At 34.9% G+C, this 19,797-nt stretch carries 20 protein-coding genes and 1 pseudogene; 8 read left to right on the top strand and 13 right to left on the bottom strand.

The features are described 5' to 3' along the window. Positions 1-112: 112 nt before the first annotated feature. The gene (locus tag IGI65_RS08860) at positions 113-1,855 is read left to right on the top strand and encodes an ABC transporter ATP-binding protein (protein WP_438773965.1); all 1,743 of its coding nucleotides are present in this window, start codon (positions 113-115) and stop codon (positions 1,853-1,855) included. Next, positions 1,848-3,722, top strand: coding sequence for an ABC transporter ATP-binding protein (locus IGI65_RS08855; RefSeq protein WP_438773963.1), 1,875 nt, complete (start codon positions 1,848-1,850; stop codon positions 3,720-3,722). Before IGI65_RS08860 ends, IGI65_RS08855 begins: the two co-directional genes overlap by 8 nt. An 87-nt stretch (positions 3,723-3,809) precedes the next feature. Here IGI65_RS08855 and IGI65_RS08850 read toward each other — a convergent pair whose 3' ends face one another. Beyond that, entirely contained in the window at positions 3,810-4,361 is a 552-nt protein-coding gene (locus tag IGI65_RS08850; RefSeq protein WP_438773962.1) for a TIGR01440 family protein, read from the bottom strand. A 109-nt stretch (positions 4,362-4,470) separates the two neighbouring features. Between IGI65_RS08850 and IGI65_RS08845 the strand changes: the two genes are divergently transcribed. From IGI65_RS08845 to IGI65_RS08825, 5 genes are all read left to right on the top strand, one after another. Further along, entirely contained in the window at positions 4,471-4,698 is a 228-nt protein-coding gene (locus tag IGI65_RS08845) for a hypothetical protein (RefSeq protein WP_249024138.1), read from the top strand. Between the two features lie 131 nt (positions 4,699-4,829). Then, positions 4,830-6,353, top strand: coding sequence for an ABC-F family ATP-binding cassette domain-containing protein (locus IGI65_RS08840; protein ID WP_438773960.1), 1,524 nt, complete (start codon positions 4,830-4,832; stop codon positions 6,351-6,353). Between the two features lie 209 nt (positions 6,354-6,562). Then, positions 6,563-7,138, top strand: coding sequence for a GNAT family N-acetyltransferase (locus IGI65_RS08835; RefSeq protein ID WP_438773959.1), 576 nt, complete (start codon positions 6,563-6,565; stop codon positions 7,136-7,138). Then, a complete protein-coding gene (locus IGI65_RS08830) occupies positions 7,131-7,628 on the top strand; it encodes an AAA family ATPase (protein WP_438773958.1) in 498 nt (165 codons plus the stop codon). Before IGI65_RS08835 ends, IGI65_RS08830 begins: the two co-directional genes overlap by 8 nt. A 500-nt stretch (positions 7,629-8,128) precedes the next feature. Further along, the gene (locus IGI65_RS08825) at positions 8,129-9,592 is read left to right on the top strand and encodes an APC family permease (protein ID WP_412258541.1); all 1,464 of its coding nucleotides are present in this window, start codon (positions 8,129-8,131) and stop codon (positions 9,590-9,592) included. Between the two features lie 525 nt (positions 9,593-10,117). Here IGI65_RS08825 and IGI65_RS08820 read toward each other — a convergent pair. The 3 genes from IGI65_RS08820 to IGI65_RS08810 all read right to left on the bottom strand — a co-directional run bounded on the left by IGI65_RS08820 (position 10,118) and on the right by IGI65_RS08810 (position 12,198). After that, positions 10,118-10,612 (bottom strand): ECF transporter S component, encoded by a 495-nt coding sequence (locus tag IGI65_RS08820; RefSeq protein WP_438773957.1) that lies wholly within the window; start codon positions 10,610-10,612, stop codon positions 10,118-10,120. Then, positions 10,603-11,448, bottom strand: a complete 846-nt coding sequence (locus IGI65_RS08815; protein ID WP_438773956.1) for a hydroxymethylpyrimidine/phosphomethylpyrimidine kinase — start codon at positions 11,446-11,448, stop codon at positions 10,603-10,605. Before IGI65_RS08815 ends, IGI65_RS08820 begins: the two co-directional genes overlap by 10 nt. Before the next feature lie 183 nt (positions 11,449-11,631). Then, on the bottom strand, positions 11,632-12,198 hold the full coding sequence (locus IGI65_RS08810; RefSeq protein WP_438773955.1) for an NADPH-dependent FMN reductase: 567 nt from the start codon (positions 12,196-12,198) through the stop codon (positions 11,632-11,634). An 80-nt stretch (positions 12,199-12,278) separates the two neighbouring features. Here IGI65_RS08810 and IGI65_RS08805 point away from each other — a divergent pair, with 80 nt between their 5' ends. Beyond that, positions 12,279-12,728 (top strand): MarR family winged helix-turn-helix transcriptional regulator, encoded by a 450-nt coding sequence (locus IGI65_RS08805; protein WP_438773953.1) that lies wholly within the window; start codon positions 12,279-12,281, stop codon positions 12,726-12,728. Positions 12,729-12,959: 231 nt separating this feature from the next. Here IGI65_RS08805 and IGI65_RS08800 read toward each other — a convergent pair whose 3' ends face one another. The 9 genes and pseudogenes from IGI65_RS08800 to IGI65_RS08760 all read right to left on the bottom strand — a co-directional run bounded on the left by IGI65_RS08800 (position 12,960) and on the right by IGI65_RS08760 (position 19,727). Then, a complete protein-coding gene (locus tag IGI65_RS08800) occupies positions 12,960-13,307 on the bottom strand; it encodes a type II toxin-antitoxin system PemK/MazF family toxin (RefSeq protein WP_438773951.1) in 348 nt (115 codons plus the stop codon). Beyond that, a complete protein-coding gene (mazE, locus tag IGI65_RS08795; protein WP_071865640.1) occupies positions 13,307-13,528 on the bottom strand; it encodes a type II toxin-antitoxin system PemI/MazE family antitoxin in 222 nt (73 codons plus the stop codon). The genes IGI65_RS08800 and mazE overlap by 1 nt, the downstream gene beginning before the upstream one ends. 207 nt (positions 13,529-13,735) lie before the next feature. Continuing rightward, positions 13,736-14,854 (bottom strand): AI-2E family transporter, encoded by a 1,119-nt coding sequence (locus IGI65_RS08790; protein WP_071865641.1) that lies wholly within the window; start codon positions 14,852-14,854, stop codon positions 13,736-13,738. 201 nt (positions 14,855-15,055) lie between these two features. Then, positions 15,056-15,496: a GNAT family N-acetyltransferase gene (locus IGI65_RS08785; protein ID WP_438773949.1), complete on the bottom strand. Its 441-nt coding sequence runs from the start codon at positions 15,494-15,496 to the stop codon at positions 15,056-15,058. A 69-nt stretch (positions 15,497-15,565) separates the two neighbouring features. Next, positions 15,566-16,564 carry a metal ABC transporter solute-binding protein, Zn/Mn family gene (locus IGI65_RS08780; RefSeq protein WP_438774432.1) on the bottom strand — a complete coding sequence of 333 codons (999 nt, stop codon included), beginning with the start codon at positions 16,562-16,564 and terminating at the stop codon, positions 15,566-15,568. Beyond that, positions 16,541-17,338, bottom strand: a pseudogene (locus IGI65_RS08775) (iron chelate uptake ABC transporter family permease subunit); the annotation flags it as partial. The gene IGI65_RS08780 and the pseudogene IGI65_RS08775, both read right to left, overlap by 24 nt. Beyond that, a complete protein-coding gene (locus tag IGI65_RS08770) occupies positions 17,335-18,054 on the bottom strand; it encodes a metal ABC transporter ATP-binding protein (protein ID WP_438773948.1) in 720 nt (239 codons plus the stop codon). The pseudogene IGI65_RS08775 and the gene IGI65_RS08770, both read right to left, overlap by 4 nt. 138 nt (positions 18,055-18,192) lie before the next feature. Next, complete coding sequence (locus IGI65_RS08765; RefSeq protein WP_438773947.1) at positions 18,193-19,056, bottom strand: sce7725 family protein; 864 nt, start codon at positions 19,054-19,056, stop codon at positions 18,193-18,195. Continuing rightward, complete coding sequence (locus IGI65_RS08760) at positions 19,056-19,727, bottom strand: hypothetical protein (RefSeq protein ID WP_438773946.1); 672 nt, start codon at positions 19,725-19,727, stop codon at positions 19,056-19,058. The genes IGI65_RS08765 and IGI65_RS08760 overlap by 1 nt, the downstream gene beginning before the upstream one ends. Between the last annotated feature and the right edge of the window lie 70 nt (positions 19,728-19,797).

Below are 19,797 nucleotides of genomic sequence, written 5' to 3'. Positions count from 1 at the left end.
AGAAACTTATTGTTTGAAGGACGGATTTATATCCGTTAAAGTAAAGAAAGACGCACTGACCGCTGCTTGCGGTTGGTGTCTATTTTTAAGAATAAAAGAAAGGACGGAGGATATGATCAAAAAACTATTGGCTAATGTAGGTCAGTACAAAAAAGACAGTTTACTTACACCGGTTTTTGTCGCCGGTGAAGTTGCCCTTGACGTTATTATGCCGCTGATTATGGCGATGATGATTGACCAAGGTGTTGAAAAAAGTAATACGAGTGTCATTTTGAAATTAGGCGCGCTTCTTTTTTTATGTGCGCTAATTGCTTTAATTTTTGGCGCATTAGGAGGGAGGACTGCGGCGATTGCATCGGCTGGTTTTGCTCGTAATTTACGCCATAATTTATTTAGTCGAATTCAAGATTTTTCATTTTCAAATATTGACCGCTTTTCTACTTCAAGCTTAATTACGCGTTTGACCACTGACGTAACCAATGTTCAAAATGCGTATCAAATGATTATTCGCATCCTTGTCAGAAGCCCTTTGATTTTAATTTTTTCACTAATCATGGTTAGCCTCATCAATCCACAACTGATGTTAATCTATTTAGTGGTTTTACCATTTTTAGCAATTGGCTTAGCAATTGTCATTCACTTTGCTCACCCTTTATTTATGAAAGTCTTTCGTATTTATGACAAGCTGAATAACGTGGTACAAGAAAACTTGCAAGGAATTCGTGTCGTTAAATCATATGTGCGGGAAGAACAGCAAGAAAAGGTATTTGATGAAGTATCAACAGATGTTTATAAAAACTTCACGAAAGCACAACGAATCGTCGCTTTTAATAATCCCCTATTACAAATTTCTGTTTATACGTGTATGCTTTTACTTTCATGGTTTGGCGCACAATTAATCGTTGATAAAAGCAGCCTCACAACCGGCGAACTAGTTAGTATGTTCAATTATACGATGCAAATTTTAATGAGCTTAATGATGATGTCAATGGCTTTTGTTCAAATTTTAATTGCCCGTTCTTCGGCTGAACGGATTACAGAAGTTTTATCAGAAGAAAGTGATTTAAAAAATGACGCTAAACCTTTATATGAAGTGACTGATGGTTCGATTGCTTTTGAGGATGTCTGTTTTAGTTATGCTGACGATATGGAAAAATTAGCCTTAGAACATATCAATCTTTCCATTAAATCCGGTGAAGTTATCGGCCTGATCGGTGGTACGGGTAGTTCAAAATCAACCCTCGTGCAATTGATTCCCCGCCTTTATGATGTGACAGACGGTACAGTTAAGGTTGGTGGCGTTGATGTTAGAAAATACGATCTGGCAACGTTACGTGACCAAGTAAGTATGGTTTTACAAAATAATGTTTTGTTTACTGGAACTATTAAAGATAATTTGCGTTGGGGGAATGAAACTGCAACTGACGAGCAACTAATCGAAGCTTGTAAAATAGCCCAAGCTGATGGTTTTATTAATGAATTTCCAGATAAATACGATACTTTAATCTCACAAGGTGGTAATAACGTCTCTGGTGGACAAAAACAACGTTTAACAATCGCACGTGCCTTGCTTAAAAAACCTAAAATTTTAATTTTAGACGATTCTACTAGTGCAGTCGATACTAAAACAGATCGGGCTATTCGTGAAGGCTTAGCCAAAGCGATTCCGGGGATGACAACACTAATTATCTCCCAAAGAATCAGCTCCATTCAAGATGCAGACCGCATTGTCGTTTTAGATGATGGCAAAGTAAATGGTGTTGGTACTCATGCAGAATTATTAGCGACTAATCAAATTTACCAAGAAGTTTATCAATCGCAACAGAAAGGATTTGGTGAAAGTGGAAATGAGTAAACCGATAATCAAGCGTTCAACTGGATCTAATCTGAAACGATTGTTGACTTTAATGTTTAAAGAATACAAACTCCAGTTGGTTTTAGTTCTAATTATGATTTTATTAAGTGCCTATGCCAATGTTAAAGGTTCACTATTCTTACAAGTAGTTATTGATCAATATATCACACCGCTTGTTGGACAAGCACATCCAAATTTCAGCGGGCTATTGCAAGCAATTTTACAAATGGCGCTTATTTACTTAGTTGGAGTCATTGCTTCTTTAACATATAACTTCATGATGGTTAAAATAAGTGAAGGCACCCAAAAGAAAATACGGGATCAAATGTTTACCCATTTAGAAAGTTTACCGATTCGGTATTTCGATGCGAATTCTGATGGCGATATCATGAGTCACTTTACCAATGATACTGATACATTGCGACAAATGATTTCACAAAGTATCCCCAACTTGATGATGGCCATGGTGACATTTGTTTCTGTTTTCATCGCGATGTTCACGATTAGTTTACCCTTAACCGGCTTTGTCTTAATATCTGTTTTTTTAATGATGAATGTAATTCGCTTTATCTCCAAAAAAAGTGGTCGCTTCTTTGGTGCCCAACAAAAAGATTTAGGCCAAGTGAATGGTTATATTGAAGAAATGATGCACGGCCAAAAAGTTGTGAAAATCTTCAACCATGAAAAAAAAGTGATGGAAGAGTTTGATACTTTAAACGACCAACTACAAGAAAGTGCAACTAAAGCCAATATCAATGCAAATACGCTAATGCCAATTATGATGAACCTTTTAAATGTGCAGTATGTTTTAGTCGCAATTATTGGTGGGCTTTTTGCAATTAATGGTATTTCTGGTCTGACCGTTGGCATGATTGCTTCGTTTTTACAGTTGAGCCGCTCATTAAATGGGCCGATTAGCCAAATATCACAACAAATTAACTTTGTTATTATGGCATTAGCTGGAGCTGGTCGTATTTTCAACTTACTTGATGAAAAGCCCGAACAAGATGATGGCTATGTGACTTTAGTTAATGCTAAAAAAGTTGACGATCAATTAGTAGAAACAAAAGAACGGACTGGGTTATGGGCATGGAAACATCCTCATGAAGACGGCAGCATCACTTACACAGAACTAACGGGTGACGTTGTCTTTGAAGATGTTGATTTTGGCTATGTTGACAATAACATCGTTTTACATGATATTAATCTTTATGCGAAACCTGGTGAAAAAGTAGCCTTTGTTGGCGCTACAGGTGCAGGTAAAACGACCATTACGAATCTGATTAATCGATTTTATGATATTCAAGATGGTAAGATTCGTTATGACGGAATTAATATTAAAAAAATCAAAAAAGATTCTTTACGCCGTTCACTAGGGATTGTTTTACAAGACACGCATTTATTTACTGGTACAATTCGCGAAAATATTCGTTTTGGTAAATTAGATGCAAGTGATGAAGATGTATTGGCTGCTGCAAAATTAGCCAATGCCGATGGCTTTATTAATCATTTACCGGATAAATATGATACTGTGATTACCGGCGATGGCGAAGGTCTCTCACAAGGCCAACGGCAATTACTAGCGATTGCTAGAGCAGCGATTGCTGACCCACCGGTGATGATTTTAGATGAAGCAACTTCAAGTATCGATACCCGCACAGAAGGAATTGTCCAGTCAGGTATGGATCGTTTAATGCATGGTCGGACAGTTTTTGTCATTGCCCACCGTCTGTCGACTATTCAAAATGCGGATGTGATTATGGTTTTGGATCACGGACGGATTATTGAGCGTGGCAGTCATGAGGCTTTATTAGCGCAAAAGGGTATGTATTATCAACTTTATACCGGAAAAGTTGAATTAGATTAATAACTATAAAAAATGCAGAACGCATTCGCCTAGTAGGCGATCGGTTCTGCATTTTTTAAGTTGAAAATCTTTTTCTAGCTAAGAATTTTATTCATAAACAGCCCGTGGACCACCGATATATTTTGGTCTTGAACGTAAAGCGGTCACGTGCGCACTACCTAAAGTATTAGCGACAGGTCGCACAGGCACTTGGACATGTTTCACATGCATGCCAATAGAAGTATCACCAATATCGATTCCTGCTTGGGCGACGATATGTTCCACTTCAACCGGATGTTCAAATTGTTCAAAAGCTGCAACAGAGCAAGCTCCTCCTGCATGTAGTGCCGGTTTAACCGCAACGATTTCAAATCCATTTTTCTTTGCAACGTCACATTCTACTACTAATGCACGATTTAAGTGTTCACAGCCTTGAACGGCTAAATGAATGTGTAAAGGATCTAAAATATTTTTTAACGTTTCGACCACCCATTGGCCGACTGTGGCGCTAGAATTTTTTCCAATAACACCACCTATGATTTCACTTGTAGAACAGCCTAAGACAAAAATATCATCTTCTTGTAAATCTGCTACTGCAAGGATACTTTCAACCATTGCTGTTAATTGTTCTTTTAATTCAGTTTCACTAATTTGGCTCATTTTTTTCACCTCTGGTTTTATTATCACTAAAATTTAAAACATTGCAAGTAACTCTTATTAGTATCAGTAAAAACAGCCTCCATGGTAAAATGAAACTAAGGAGGGGATCATGATGGAAGAAACAGTTTTTTTCAATCTAGGAAATGCCATTGCTTCTAACTTTGATACCAAAGAATTAGCACGTACCGCGCAAATTGAACAATCAAAGGATTTAAAACGACGGGGGCTAGTGATTGCAACTGATCTTGATTCAGGCGAACATTTTCTTTTTTATGCTGATGATGCAAAAAAAGCCTCCGCGGATACGAAGAAATTTAAACTTCACGATACTTTATAAGTAATCTAGAGACAGTCTTTGACAAGTAAGAAGCTTCATGATAGGCTGTAACCTATACCATCTGGATATAACAAAAAGCGGCGGATGATTTTTGTCTGGCGCTTTTTACTATGAGAAATGAGGATTTAACCATGTTACGCTTAGAAAATATTACCCAACAGTTCGGCGATAAAGTTTTATATGAAGATGTTTCAGTTCAAGTAAATCGCGGTGAACACGTTGGTTTAATCGGTCGCAATGGGGCTGGAAAAAGTACATTAATCAAAATTATTACTGGTGAAATATTGCCAGATGACGGGCAAGTTATCTTTCCGAAAAATTTACGTTTGGGCTATTTGGACCAATATGTTGGCGTAGATGAACACTTAACAATTCGAAAATTTATGCAAACTGCTTTTAAAGAAGATTTTGCTAAAGAAACAAAAATAGCTAAACTCTATGAAGAATACAGCGAAAGTTTCGATGATCGTTTATTAGAACAAGCTGGGCGCTTGCAAAACGAATTAGATCAAGGCAATTTTTATCAAATGGATACATTAATTGATGATTTAGCCACAGGACTTGGGATTAATGTTTTGGGAATGGATAGCCTTTTAAAAAATCTAAGTGGTGGACAGCGTTCCAAAATTATTTTAGCCAAGATGCTATTAGAAAAACCCGACTTACTGATACTAGATGAACCAACCAATCATTTAGACGACAACCATATTCAGTGGTTGACGCAATTTTTACAAGAATTTGATGGAACTTTTGTCGTTGTTTCCCATGATCAAGCTTTTTTAGATGCGATTACCACGCATATTATTGATATCGAATTTGGCAAATTAACCAAATACACGGGCAACCTAAACCGCGCATTGAAGCTAAAAGAGCTACAACAAGAAACCTATATGCGCCAGTATGAAGCCCAACAAGAGCATATCAAAAAAACAGAAGCCTATATCCGTAAATACAAAGCCGGATCTCGTTCAACGATGGCGAAAAGTCGTGAAAAACAATTGGCGAAAATCGACCGCCTAACTCCGCCAACAGACGCGCCAAAACCTCACGTGACCTTTACTTATGCGCCGATTGTAACGACTTTGGCACTAGAAACCACACAACTTGTGATTGGTTATGAAAAACCATTACTTGCACCAATTGACTTAACCATTCGTGCTGGTGAAAAAATTGCCCTAAGAGGATTCAACGGTATCGGTAAATCGACCTTAATTAAAACTCTATTGGGCATTATCCCAGCTGTTGACGGTGAATTTCATTTCCCCCAACATACAAAAGTGAATTATTTTGAACAAGAATTAGCCTGGGAAAATCCACTAGCCACTCCTTTACAGTATTTAAGTGATAAATACCCAACCATTAACAACAAAGAACTACGGCGGTATTTATCCCGTTCCGGCTTGACCAGTCAACACGTTCAAGAATCATTGAAATATTTGAGTGGGGGAGAACAAACGAAAGTTAAATTAGCTGAAATGATGCTACCTAAAAGTAACTTCTTGTTTTTGGATGAACCTACCAATCATATTGATCAAGCTTCTAAAGAAAATTTGCAAGCAGCGTTAATTGCTTTTCCTGGAACAATTGTCGTTGTTTCTCACGAAGCTGAATTTTATGAAGATTTTGTCGATCGTGTTGTAGAATTAGACAGTTAAAAAAATAAATCAGCTGAATTATTCAGTCTGGTTTATTTTTTTGCTAATGAACAAAGAAGTCATTTCACTTTTTTTATAAGATTTTAAGAAATAAGATGGTTGTATTTATTGAACTAGGGTTAAAGAGGCTCTAGCTTTTCTTCAATAATGATTTGAACTATGCTACATTTAAAATAAATAGTTAAAAGTTAATTATAAGGAGAATGAATATGAAGCTACAATCAGAAATAGCTCCCATTACGATTCGAAATATAACAGAAGAAGAACTGCAACATCTGTGGGAAATAAGCTATGGTCCTACGGCAGATTTAACGTGGAAAGACTTTGATGGACCTTATTTTAATGATCCGATTCTTTCGTGGCCAGAATATAAAGAAGGATTTGGCAGCCGTTTTTTAAATGACGAAAGTGCCGGTGTGATTTTTTATGAAGAAAAGATGGTAGGGGTAGTAACAGCATATTTTGAAGATGGCTCATTAAAACGCTGGTTAGAATTTGGCATTGCAATTTATCAACCTAAAAATTGGAATAAAGGTATTGGAAGTAAAGCAAGTGATTTATGGATAAAACATTTATTTTATACTTATCCTAAGATTGCACGTGTTGGTTATACAACCTGGTCTGGAAATAATAGAATGATGGCTTTAGGTGAAAAAATTGGTATGAAAAAGGAAGCGCAAATTCGGAAAGTGCGCTACTGGCAAGGACAGTTTTGGGATTCAGTGAAGTACGGTATTTTAAGAGAAGAGCTAACCCTTAATCAGCAGGTAATTCCCAATGCGTAAACTCATTATTTTACGAGGAAATTCAGGCAGTGGTAAGACAACAATTGCAAAAATGTTACGAAATTCCTTACCCCATGAATCCATTATGACAATTGGGCAAGATGAAATCCGCCGTCAAATTCTAAATGTAAAAGATACGCCAAATAATTTAGCTGTTTCTTTAATTCAACAGCTCGCTTTATTTGGCCGCGAACACTATCCGGTAGTTTTGATTGAAGGAATTTTAAATCGCGCTATATATGGTCAAATGCTTGCAGAATTGGCTACTCATTTTGATCAGACAAATTATTATTACTTTGATCTTACATTTAATGAAACTGTAATCCGTCATCAAAGTAGAGCAAAGTTCACTTCATTTACTTCTCATGAGATGGCCAAATGGTGGCTAACAGATGACCGTTTAGGTTTTGCCGACGAAAAACTAATTACTTCTGAAATGACAAAAAAGACGATTCTTGCCATGTTAATGGCAGAAATATTGGCAAAGTAAAGGAGTAAGCGGCATTTTAGAAGAAATTTTGAAAAAGGTGAGATACACAAGTTTAGTGTATGACCATCTAAATAAGAAATTAAGAACACTTATTTATACAAAACAGCAAAATTGAACTATTAGTCCAGATGGCTTTAACTGATAATCAAACAAAGATTATCCAAGTAGGAAAAAACTATATTAAGAGGGCGGACAAAAGTGGGGAGCACAGTAATTTTGTCAAAATAGCAAGATATTAAAAAGTTGAGAATTTCAAAAAATAATAAAATTACTAAATTTGATTAATAACCATTAAACACTAAGTAATGAAGGAGAGTTAATGGTTATTTTGTAATTTAAGCCTCTTTTGAAAATATTTTCAATAATTTTTCGCCCTTTAAATGAAAATATTATTAATTGTTAGTGAAACTGTGCTAAAATCAGCATTTTAGTAGTTGAAGATTCTTTTAAAAATAACTATGATATAGAAGTTGCAATTTATTATTTAAAGGAGTTTTCATATGAGTCAAAATCAAAAACAAATGCGGTGGTTCACCGTTGGCTTAATTGCTTTTAATATGGTTTGGGGTATAGGAAATGTTGTAAATAATTACGCCCAACAAGGAATCTCAGTTGTAACTTCTTGGATTCTTATTCTAGCACTTTATTTTATTCCCTATGCTTTAATTGTCGGCCAATTAGGCTCAACTTTTAAAAGCAGTAAAGGTGGCGTCAGCTCTTGGGTTGAAAATACGTCAACAAAACGATTAGCTTATTATGCAGCTTGGACTTATTGGGTTGTCCATATTCCTTATTTAGCGCAAAAACCACAAGCAATTTTAATTGCATTAGGTTGGGCTGTTCAAGGTAATGGTGATATGGTTTCCAATATGTCAATGACGACAATCGCTCTAATAAGTTTAGTTATTTTCTTGCTATTTCTATTCTTATCAACAAAAGGTTTGACAACACTTAAAGTTATCGGTGGTTTAGCTGGTACAGCAATGTTTGTAATGTCGATTTTATTTATTTTATTAGCTGTAGGCGCACCGGCAGTAAGTAAAGGAATGCATTTTGCCACTCCTGATATGGGCAATATTAAAACCTACATTCCAAAGTTTGATTTCTCTTATTTTACGACAATTTCAATGCTAGTTTTTGCCGTAGGGGGAGCAGAAAAAATTTCACCATACGTTAACCAAACAAAAAATCCCGCAAAAGAATTTCCGCGCGGTATGTTCTTATTAGCAGGTATGGTAGGGGTCTCTGCTGTTTTAGGTTCCGTAGCAATGGGTATGCTTTTTGCAAGTAATAATATTCCAGCTGACTTAATGCGAAACGGCGCTTATAGTGCTTTCCAACAACTAGGAAATTATTATGGTGTCGGGAACCTATTAATGATTATTTACGCTTTAACGAATACAATTGGTCAAATTTCTGCTTTGGCATTTTCAATTGATGCTCCGTTACAAATTTTACTTGCTGATGCTGATCCAATGTTTGTTCCAAATTGGTTGCGTAAACGTTCAGCTAAAGGAACATTGGTAAACGGGTATTTATTAACAGGTATTTTAGTTAGTGTTATCATTTTATTACCGATTTTAGGAATTGGGAATACTGATGAATTAGTAAAATGGATGACAAACCTTAACTCCGTTGTAATGCCGATGCGTTACTTATGGGTATTCTTTGCTTATATGATGTTAAATAAAGCGTGGAAAAACTATCAATCTGAATATAAATTCTTAAAAAATCCAAAACTTGGCTTTATTGCTGGTACTTGGTGTTTTGCATTTACAGCCTTTGCTTGTGTATTAGGAATGGTACCAAAATTGGATTACGCAACAAATCCAAAAGCTTGGTGGTTCCAATTAATAACCAACATCTTAACACCAATTGTCTTAATCTTACTAGGTATGATTTTACCTGCGATTGCGCGAAGAGATAAAGATAAAACTGTAATGCCTGAATTAAAAGAAGTTTAAAATAAAAGCTGCTAATCCTCATATGGTTAGCAGCTTTTATTTTATATTAATAGCCAAAACGTAAAGAAATATATTTTATTTTATAAAAAATATAGTCTAGTGGTAAGTAGCGCAAATATATAATTATAACTGAAATAGGGCAAAAAAATAAGCCTGACAGCTTTAGATTTAAAATTATAACTTCGTATAATATATATTATGTAAACTAAAATATAAAATTATGGTTAATATCTGCTATTTTTACTTTATTTTGCACTTCCCAGTCAAAATATATTGCTGCATTTAAAAAATGTTAAATGTAATTTTTATTTATACATCTGCTTTATGTTAATTTTTACGATTCTAAATATAAATTAATGACAATGTTTTTAGTAAATGTAAATGTTGCCATTAATTAAGTCAAACAATGCAAGATTACTTCTGGCTAATTTCATTTCAATTGAAATTCTGTCTAACTTTTAAGCTCAAAAACAAGTAATTACAATACTTATAATTAAGCTTGCTAACTACTTGTTTTGAGCTTTTTTATTGATTAAATTTTAAATGCTTCCCACCAACTTTTTTTAACGTTGTTGTTAACGGCATTGCAACAATAATCCCAAATCCTGTTTGAAAAAGATTACTTGGAATTGAGGCAATTCCTGCACCAAAGCCATAAAGCAATGCAGTTGCTAACGCATAACCAACTACCATAATGATAGCACCCAAAATAAGTCCTAATATTTTAAGAGCCTTTTTTTGTTGGAAAAAATAGCCAAATATAAAACCTTGCAGGCCATGAATTATTAATGAGAACAAAATCCATTGCGGATAGCCTGCTAATAGATCAATCATTCCCCCGCTGATTGCACCGACAAAAAGGCCAGCGACAGGTCCAAATAATAGACCAGTTACAGCTATGCCAGCATCACATAAAGTCACAATACCATTAGTACCAGGTATTGGAATGACAACAAATAAAGAAATAGCCGTAATCAAAGCAGATAAAATTGCATAACGAGATATTTTTCTTATTGCCATGTTTCTCCTCCTATTTTAGAAATAATCTGAGTCCCTTCAACTTTTTCAAACTTGCGATCGTAGTAGACACTTCCAAACTCACGTGTTACGACGACTCCATTTTGAATACTTTGATAGACGTAATCTTTTGCGTTTTTGATTACTTCATCTAATTTATCGTTTTCAGCCAGTCCGCTGGCAATCGCAGAAGATAAACTGCAACCTGCCCCATTTATTGTTTTGCTATCAATTTTTTTATTCGTAAAATGACTAAGTTGGCCAGTAGTAGTTGCGAATATATCAACCGCAAACTTTCCAGCTAAACGGTTCCCACCCTTCAGCAAAACCGCAGTATTGAAATCTGTTTGTAAACGGGTTGTGGCTACTTGCATATCCTTTAAAGTAGCTATTTTATTTTTAAGCTTAAGCAGCGTTTGTGCTTCAATTAAATTTGGTGTCATGATAGTAGCTAAAGGTGCTAGATTTTTTTTAATCCCAGTTACAATCGCTTTTTCAAGTGATAAGTCCCCTTCTTTAAAGGCTAAAACAGGATCTAGTACAACGGGTGTATCTGGATGATATTTTAAAAACGTTTCAATTAGTGGAATGAAAGCAGGATTAGCAATCAGACCAATTTTAATGGCAGCAAAAGAAATATTTTGTATCGTCTCTAATTGTGCGGCAAATATTTCTGTATCAATTGGATGAATTGACAGACAATCTTCTTTTAAAGTTACGATAGAGGTTAAAACCGACATTCCTAACGTATGATAATCACTAAATGTTCTTAAATCTGTTTGAATACCGCCACCAGCAAAAGGATCTGAACCACCAATGGTTAATACTATTTTTGTCATCACCCTACTCCTCTCTTACTGAGCTAAAGTTTAGCAAAAATTTCAGGTATTGCCCACGACCAATTGGAGTGTTTTCATACCAACCAATTCTGAAAACCTTTATGGCTAGTTATTGTTTCAAAACTATCTCTTGTAAAAGTTAAATCTTGACTTAACTTTTACAAGAGATAGTGAGCGTTTTTATTAATTTCTTTTTGTAGAAGAAAATAAGGATACAAACTCTTCAGAAACCAGTTTAACTTGAGGACTTATCTTTTTAAATGAATGATTAATATCAATAAATTGATTATTTTTATTGAACATTTCTTTTGATATATTCAAAGGCGGATTTACCGACATATTATACATATTTAAACCCTGCGTTACTAGTTTCATTGCAATCAAACCTTGAAAACCACCATGACCACCGTACACCATAATGCTTACAGGTTTATGACGCCATTCATCATATAGATAGTCCAAAGCATTTTTTATAACAGCTGGATAGCCCCAGTTATACTGGGGGAAAACCAATACAAAACCGTCATATTTCTTAATCGTTTCACTCCAACTTTTTGTATGCTCTTGTTGATAGTTACCTTGGGCGGGAATGTTCGGTTCATCTAAGAAGGGAAGCTTTATTTCTGCTAAATCAATAATATCAATATCAAGTTGATCATGGTTCATAGTTTTTTGAACCCACTTTGCCACATCCCCACCGATTCTATTTGGACGATTACTGCCTAAAATAATACCTACTTTATTTTTCATATCTGTTATCCTCTCTTAAAGAAATTTATGTGCATATTGCACATAAATTATTATAGTGGCATTGTGCTATAATTACAAGTATGGAAAAAGAAATATTTAAATCTCTCTTTCAAATCGTTAATTTTTTCAATAATCCTACTCATGACATAAATCTACTAAGGAAGGCTGGTGTAAAAGAAGATCAAAATTTATTACCAATAATTGTTCGTGTAGGTATGGCTAAAATAATTAACATTGGCGATTTAGCAAAACAAATTGGAAAAACGCACTCTTCTACGAGTCGACAAGTAGATAAATTTGAAAAACAGGGATTACTCACTACAACCTATAATAGTAAGGATAAGCGAATACGTGAAATTTCATTAACGGACAAAGGAAGCGAACTATTTGAACTCATCAGTGAGGTACGATTTGATCTATTTGATCAAGTACTAAAAGAACTATCTTTTACTGAGGCTAATAAGATCAATGAAAGTTTATCGTTACTTGCAGATATTTTAAAAAAAATAGACTTAGATATAAAAAATTGATGGAAGTAACGGGCCAGTAAATTTTAGCAAAAAATTCGTTTCTAAAGTAGAAAAGTAGGCATAACAAAAGTTTTGTTATGCCTACTTTTTACGTATAGAGGCTGTTCTAAAAGCAGATTTTTCAATCAACAGAAACTGAGTCAAAATTAGAGCAACAATTTCTTAATTCTTAACTCCCCTGCTTATTCTTGAAGTTGACTACGTCTCTTATAACCATTTTATGTCATTCATTTATTCGCCTAAAAGCTGATCAAAACTAAAAATCATCGCAACAATTTGCGCCACATTCCCTAATTCTACTAAAGTTGCGGACTCAATTTTTTTCCAACTACGTGCGTTATAGTCCAATGTTTTAACTTGTAGTGGATTTACAAATCCCTTAATCTGATGACTTTCATCTAAAGGTACAAAATGAGGCTTATTTGTACTAGTAATTGGGCAAACTGCCACTAAGCCTGTCACTGCACTATAATTTTTCGTACTAACAACAAGTGCCGGCCGCCTTTTTTGAATTTCACGCCCCGCACTGGGATCAAAATTCAATGTTATAATATCACCTTGCGCGGGATAATTACTCATTATAAAATTTCCTCTCCCTGTGGTTGCTCTTCTGGAAATCCTAAAGTAGCATCAAGTTTTTGACCTTGTTTGATTGCTTCATCAAAAATATTTTTTTTCTTTTTAATGAAGGTAATGGAGTCATCCGCACCTTTTACTGCCAGATACTCAACATTTTCTGCTATACCAAATTTCGTCGGGACAGTGAGTACAATTGCGTTACCTTGCCGTCTTGTTTTCATAGTATCCCTCCTTAAAAGTAATTACAATGTAATTATATATATAAATAGTCGTAAATACAACCCAAACACAAAGTGAATGGGCTTATTAGTGCGCAGGTTTAATTGTAAGAAAGATTAAATAGACTTTCCTTAAGCTTTATTATTCCCAAAAAAAGAACTCATCTTAACCGTAGTTTTACGGCAAGATGAGTTATAAATAAACAAAATCTATTCTTCTGACTCTTCTAAGTTAGATGCTAAGGCCTCTGTTTTTTTCAACAGATAAATTTTACGAATATTAATAATAAGTGTTTTAATGACAGCATAGACAGGAATACAAATCAACATTCCAATAATTCCAGAAACTCGTCCAGCCCCTAATAATACCAAAATAATCGTAATTGGATGCACATTTAATGACTTACCAAATAAAAGCGGCTTAATGACATTACCATCTACTTGTTGAATAACTAAAATTGAAAGTGCCATATAAAGTGCTTGCCATGGTGAAATAAATAAGCCGACAATAACAGCTGGAACTGCTCCAATAAAAGGACCCACGTAAGGAATAATATTAGTTATTCCGCAAATTAAAGCAAGCAGTAAGGAATATGGTTGTTGAAATATTGTCATGGCAATAAAACTCATAATCCCAATAATGAAAGCATCTAAGACGGTACTACTAATATAAGCCGATAATGTATCGTTTAGGTCTCGAACCGTTTGTCTTAATTCTTTACGAATTGTCCGAGGGAAAAAATTAGAAACAGCATCTAAAAAGCGATGACCATCTTTAAACATAAATAGTAAAATAAATGGCACTGTAAACAAAAGAACGAAAAACTTCGTTAAGACCGAAACAATCGAAGATAAACTTGAAGTCACACTGACAATAATAAAATTAATAATACGATTAATTGTAATATTTGCCGATTCCAATTGTTGCTCTAAATTAAAGTTTTTAAATTCATCTTGCTTAGCCAACCCATCCAACCATTGCACGAATTCATCCGCATAGGTGGGTAATTGCTGCGTTAATTGAACGGTTTGTTCAATTAGTTGTGGAATCACATTCATTGCAGTGACTACAATAATAATAACCACGACTAAAAAGGATATTAAAAAGCCTAGAACACGAGAAAATCCTCTTTTTTGTAAAAAATTAACGATTGGATCAAACATATAATATAAAAAGCCGGCAATAAAGACTGGCAGAAGTACTGCACCTACCATTTCAATGACGGGCTGAAAAATTCCCGGCATTTGCCATAAAAAATATACGCCAATAATAACGAGAACCAACTCGGCGGTCCAATAAAACAATTTTGAATTCTTAAACGACTGCATACTAAAACTCCTAATAATTTAATATCTTTATTTTAGCATAACAAATACTGGAATCGTTTTTTTACGCAAAGATTATTATAAAATTTTTGAATTTTTGCTAATAACAAATAAAATAAAAACTAACCACTCCACATGTCCTAGGGTTGGTTTTTATTTTATTTGATTGACTTCTTTAAGAATTCTGTCTCTTTTTTTCTGCGATTATATTAAATCTTTTTGATAGACAAATAAAAAACGATCAAAAATATCTTCTTTAGTTCCTATTTTGTGATAACCAAATTTTTCATAGAGGCTTTTGTGGCTAGTTGCAATAAAAACTTTTTTGAAACCCAATTCAACTGCTTTTCTTTCTGCTCTTTTTACCAGTTGCTGACTAATTTTTCTGCCACGGTATTTTTCAGCAACAAACACGACACCAATAAAAGGAGTAAGGGTTGTTTCTTTTACAATATCTTGTTTTAAAAGCGCACAAAAGCCAACGAGTTCTTTTCCGTTCCAACAGACTAAAACATTTTCCCAATCCGTTAAACTGTTGCTTTTCATTTGCTGAGCTAAATATGCTCCTGCCTGCCAAGATACTTGTGCGATTAAGGGAATTGCTTTTTCCCATTCACTGGTGTCTTTAATCCATGTAAAGCGCATCTTCATCATCTCCTAAAAAGAGCATAGCATAAAAAAGGGCCCTCACCTAGATAGTTTGAATTTTAACAATTAATCTTCTTTACCGGCTAAACCAGCAAAAATAGTTCTTAAATTTTCCTTCATCATATTATAGTAACTATCGCCTGGATTACCTGGTTCTGCAATTGAATCGGTAAAAATTTCGCCATAAATTGGAATACCACTATCTTTAGCTACACTTTGCATCGGTTTTTTATTAACGGAACTTTCGACAAATAAAGATTTAACATTGGATCCTTTTAACTGATTAACTAAAGTTGTAATTTGCTCTGGTGTACCTTCTTCTTCAGTATTGATCTCCCAAATATAAGCAGAGGGAATATCATAGGCTTTTGAAAAGTATTTAAAACATCCCTCACTTGTTACAATCAGTTTCTCATCTTGTGTTAAAGTAGCAAACTGTTCTTTTGCTACTTTATCTAAAGCGGTTAATTTTTGTTCATACTCTGCTAAGTTATGACGGTAGGTCTCTTTGTTGGCTGGATCTTTTGCCATTAACGTTTTTGCAATATTTTGCGCATAGATAATCCCATTTTCAATATTTAGCCATGCATGGGGGTCTTCTTTGCCGTGTCCATCCCCTTCTAAATAAATAATATCGACACCATCACTGACAGCAAAATAATCTTTGTTTTCCTTTTTTTGCCCATTTTTCATTAATTTAGTAAACCAGCCATTGCCCCCTGTCTCAAGATTTAGCCCGTTATAAAAAATTATATCCGCTTCTTGGGTGCTTCTTACATCTTTTGCTAGCGGTTCATACTCGTGAGGATTTTTTCCAACCGGAACAATACTGTGTAAGTTGACCTTATCACCGGCAACTTCTTTCACCATATCTGCAATAATAGAATTTGTCGCGACTACTGCCATCTTATTTTCAGCCGCACTCTCACTAGGGGCTAGAAAACGTTGATAACTAAACACCCCTATGACAAGGAGCACTCCTGCGGCCAAGATGGCGTAAATTTTTTGTTTCGTTTTTGTTTGTTCGACTTTTTTTGGTGATATGAAAAAGCCAATTAAAAACATTGTGGCAGCAGTTAAAACAATTGCTGATCCAGCGGCAATATTAAAACTATAACCGATAAACAGGCCGATAAGTGAAGATAGACCTCCTAAAGTGGATGCTAAAATAATCATATATTTTAATCTTTTAGTAAATAAATACGCGGTGGCAGCAGGCGTAATTAAAAGCGCCACGACTAAAATAGTCCCCACACTTTGCATCGCAGTCACAGAAACGAGCGTCAGCATTAACATCAGTAAATAATGATACACGTTAACTCTCATTCCAAAGGCTTTACCCATCATCGGATCAAAAGAGCTCAAAAGCAGCGGGCGATAAAAAATGACTAAAAGTAATAAAACTACAGCAGCAATCCCAAGTGTAATCCATTTGTCTATATCTTGAACAGCTAATACATTACCAAATAAAATATGAAATAAATCAGTGGAACTATTCGCCACGCCAATTAAAATGACACCTAAAGCTAAAAAGGAACTAAAAGTAATTCCAATAGCAGTATCACTTTTGACCGTACTGTTATTTGCAATATAGGTAATAATCAAACTCGCCAAAATACCAAAGATGACTGCACCAACAAAAAAGTTAATGCCTAAAATATAAGATAATGCTACTCCTGGTAAGACAGCATGGGAAATGGCGTCTCCCATAAGTGACATCCCCCGCAAAATAATAAAACAACCAATGGCTCCTGCAACAATTCCAATTACAATCGACGTAATAAGCGCGTTTTGTAAAAAATGATAGTCTCTTAAACCTTCGATAAAATGTACTATCATGTTAAATCACCTCCAATAAATAGATAATCTCCATATGCTTCTTTTAAATACTGTGAAGTAAAAACCTCTTTTACTGGACCATAAGCGATCTTTTTTTGTTTTAACAATAAAATTTCGTCAAAATAATCGGAAACTTTACTCAAATCGTGATGAACAATAAAAATAGTTTTACCTTTTTGCTTTAAGCTACGCAACAGTTCCATAATAATTTGTTCACTTGTTGTATCGATGCCGACAAAGGGTTCATCCAAAAAAATTAGCTTTGCATCTTGGACAAGTGTGCGTGCTAATAAAACGCGTTGAAACTGGCCGCCAGAAAGTTCACCAATTTGACGACTCGAAAAGTTTTGCATGTCTACTGCTTTTAAAGCGGTATTGACTTTTTCTAAATGATTTTTCATCCGTTGCCAAGGTTTTAAATGGGGATATAAACCTAAAGCTACTACTTCAGATACTGTAATTGGAAATGTATAATCAATCGCACTTTTTTGTTCGACATAAGCTACTTCTTTTTGATTTTTAGCTAACGGTTCTCCTTGGTACAAAACATTCCCACTGGCTGGGATCAATTTTAAAGCAGCTTTTAAAAAAGTAGATTTACCCGCACCATTTGGTCCTAAAATACCTACAATGGCCGGTTTATTGACGCTAAAACTGATCTGATTGACTGCGATTTGTTGATTGTAGGCTGCTGTTATATTTTCAAAGCGTATCATTTCTCCACCTCATTTTATTTTTAGGTTAACCTAAATAATTTATTTTTATCAGTATAGCGAAGTTTTTATTTTTCGGCAAGCCTAACTTTTTCAAAAAAGTAAAAAAAGACGCGATTTTATAATCCCGTCTTTTAAAAATTATTCGCTTTGTTGGTCAAAAAAACGACTCATCAATTCCAGATGGTGCATCACACTGGCTTTTCGTAACACTCCCATACCAGGAAATTTTTTCTTAAAGTAATTTTCTTTTAAAAGTTTTAATCCGCTTGTATCTATTTGCTTTTGCAACGGAACAAACTCCAATACTTCAGCCATTACAGCAAAAAAGCGACTCGCAAAATCCGGCAACTCATCTTCTGGCGAAATAAAGTGATGAATACGTAATTGTTTATCAGCAGTAAAATAGACCAAATGTAAGACGATCTCTCTTGTTGGATAGCTTTGCTCATAATAAATCCGACTATCAATCGAAAAGTCGCTAAATCCTACAAATCCTCTTTTTAAAAAGGTTAGGTGAGTAGTACTAAAAATTTCATCCGGTATTACCCGATAATAGTTTGCTTTTAAGCGTAAAAAATGATCTTCAGATAAAACTAGAGGCCCTTTTATGTGTTGTAATAAACGAAATTCCATTGGAGCAATAGTCGGTACTTCTAACTGAATCTCACCATTTTCTTTTAAAGACTCGGCGTTTTGTACAATCAATAGCTGTGCATCTTTTAAATCATCACTTACACCAGTTAACAGACGCGCTTTTTTATTGGTGATATGTTGCAACTTTTCTTGGCCTGAGACGGTTAAAAAATCTCCCGCCTGGGGATTGGCAATCAGTGAATAAGGTTGTTTTACAGCTTCAAATTGTTTGATCAATTTAAATAAGGCCGGATTATCTTTAACTGGTTCAATAACTGGATGAATTGCAGCACTCAATTTATTTTCTTCACTTAATTGTCGCAAAGCCAACAAATCAAATTGTTTTCCCCGCAGATAAGGATAATACATCACGCATCCTCCAATAGCCGTTTTTCAAGCTGAAAATAGGCAGCTCGAGTAGCCTCAAGTTCTTCTTTTAGAGCCTCGATAGCTTGGTTTTGCGTGTCTGTTATGAATCGGTCATAGTAATTGTTGCCACCACCAAAAAGGTCATAATCTTTTTGGCGTCTTTTCAATTCTTTATACAACTGCTGAGTTCCAAAAACACGCAATCCTCTTTCGGTTTGTTTCGCTTTGCTGACTTCTCTTGCTTGGGCTGTAATTAGTCGATATAAAAGTTCATTCTCGTTTACTTGTAAAGTTTGACGTTGTGCTTTTTTTATCGTTTCAAAATATCCCGGTACTTCATATTCTGAATCATCTAAATAAGGATGAAAAAGTAATACGCCGATATGAACAGGTATTTCTTCTTTTACTTGTTCATAGAGTGCTTGAGGCAAAACAAAATAGTTCAAATGCCCGACAAAAGACAACTTCGCCGTACTTCTAAAATCTGCTTTCGTTACTTTTAACTCGTAACAGCGCCACTCAAATGTTTGATTAGGCAAAATTTTACATGCAAGCGTATCGACAATTCCTTGATCATCTGGCATAACTACCTCTTCAATTACTACGTCACCTTTTTGGCGACAATGAAAATACAATGCTTCTTCCATTGCCAAAGTTAGTGCGGTTTTCATAATATCCCTCATTTACTACAGTACGCTTATGGCACGTAATTTAGTCTTTTTTATAAAAGATACTTTTTAA

The organism is Enterococcus sp. DIV0755b (assembly GCF_051713765.1).
Classification (GTDB): domain Bacteria; phylum Bacillota; class Bacilli; order Lactobacillales; family Enterococcaceae; genus Enterococcus_C; species Enterococcus_C canintestini.
This window is presented reverse-complemented; position numbering and strand designations above follow the sequence as displayed.

What these genes read in the sequence shown, in the direction of transcription:
- IGI65_RS08860 (WP_438773965.1), top strand. Translation starts at nt 113, where the DNA reads ATGATCAAAAAACTATTGGCTAATGTAGGTCAGTACAAAAAAGACAGT.
- IGI65_RS08855 (WP_438773963.1), top strand. Translation starts at nt 1,848, where the DNA reads ATGAGTAAACCGATAATCAAGCGTTCAACTGGATCTAATCTGAAACGA.
- IGI65_RS08850 (WP_438773962.1), bottom strand. Translation starts at nt 4,361, where the DNA reads ATGAGCCAAATTAGTGAAACTGAATTAAAAGAACAATTAACAGCAATG.
- IGI65_RS08845 (WP_249024138.1), top strand. Translation starts at nt 4,471, where the DNA reads ATGATGGAAGAAACAGTTTTTTTCAATCTAGGAAATGCCATTGCTTCT.
- IGI65_RS08840 (WP_438773960.1), top strand. Translation starts at nt 4,830, where the DNA reads ATGTTACGCTTAGAAAATATTACCCAACAGTTCGGCGATAAAGTTTTA.
- IGI65_RS08835 (WP_438773959.1), top strand. Translation starts at nt 6,563, where the DNA reads ATGAAGCTACAATCAGAAATAGCTCCCATTACGATTCGAAATATAACA.
- IGI65_RS08830 (WP_438773958.1), top strand. Translation starts at nt 7,131, where the DNA reads ATGCGTAAACTCATTATTTTACGAGGAAATTCAGGCAGTGGTAAGACA.
- IGI65_RS08825 (WP_412258541.1), top strand. Translation starts at nt 8,129, where the DNA reads ATGAGTCAAAATCAAAAACAAATGCGGTGGTTCACCGTTGGCTTAATT.
- IGI65_RS08820 (WP_438773957.1), bottom strand. Translation starts at nt 10,612, where the DNA reads ATGGCAATAAGAAAAATATCTCGTTATGCAATTTTATCTGCTTTGATT.
- IGI65_RS08815 (WP_438773956.1), bottom strand. Translation starts at nt 11,448, where the DNA reads ATGACAAAAATAGTATTAACCATTGGTGGTTCAGATCCTTTTGCTGGT.
- IGI65_RS08810 (WP_438773955.1), bottom strand. Translation starts at nt 12,198, where the DNA reads ATGAAAAATAAAGTAGGTATTATTTTAGGCAGTAATCGTCCAAATAGA.
- IGI65_RS08805 (WP_438773953.1), top strand. Translation starts at nt 12,279, where the DNA reads ATGGAAAAAGAAATATTTAAATCTCTCTTTCAAATCGTTAATTTTTTC.
- IGI65_RS08800 (WP_438773951.1), bottom strand. Translation starts at nt 13,307, where the DNA reads ATGAGTAATTATCCCGCGCAAGGTGATATTATAACATTGAATTTTGAT.
- mazE (WP_071865640.1), bottom strand. Translation starts at nt 13,528, where the DNA reads ATGAAAACAAGACGGCAAGGTAACGCAATTGTACTCACTGTCCCGACG.
- IGI65_RS08790 (WP_071865641.1), bottom strand. Translation starts at nt 14,854, where the DNA reads ATGCAGTCGTTTAAGAATTCAAAATTGTTTTATTGGACCGCCGAGTTG.
- IGI65_RS08785 (WP_438773949.1), bottom strand. Translation starts at nt 15,496, where the DNA reads ATGCGCTTTACATGGATTAAAGACACCAGTGAATGGGAAAAAGCAATT.
- IGI65_RS08780 (WP_438774432.1), bottom strand. Translation starts at nt 16,564, where the DNA reads ATGTTTTTAATTGGCTTTTTCATATCACCAAAAAAAGTCGAACAAACA.
- IGI65_RS08770 (WP_438773948.1), bottom strand. Translation starts at nt 18,054, where the DNA reads ATGATACGCTTTGAAAATATAACAGCAGCCTACAATCAACAAATCGCA.
- IGI65_RS08765 (WP_438773947.1), bottom strand. Translation starts at nt 19,056, where the DNA reads ATGTATTATCCTTATCTGCGGGGAAAACAATTTGATTTGTTGGCTTTG.
- IGI65_RS08760 (WP_438773946.1), bottom strand. Translation starts at nt 19,727, where the DNA reads ATGAAAACCGCACTAACTTTGGCAATGGAAGAAGCATTGTATTTTCAT.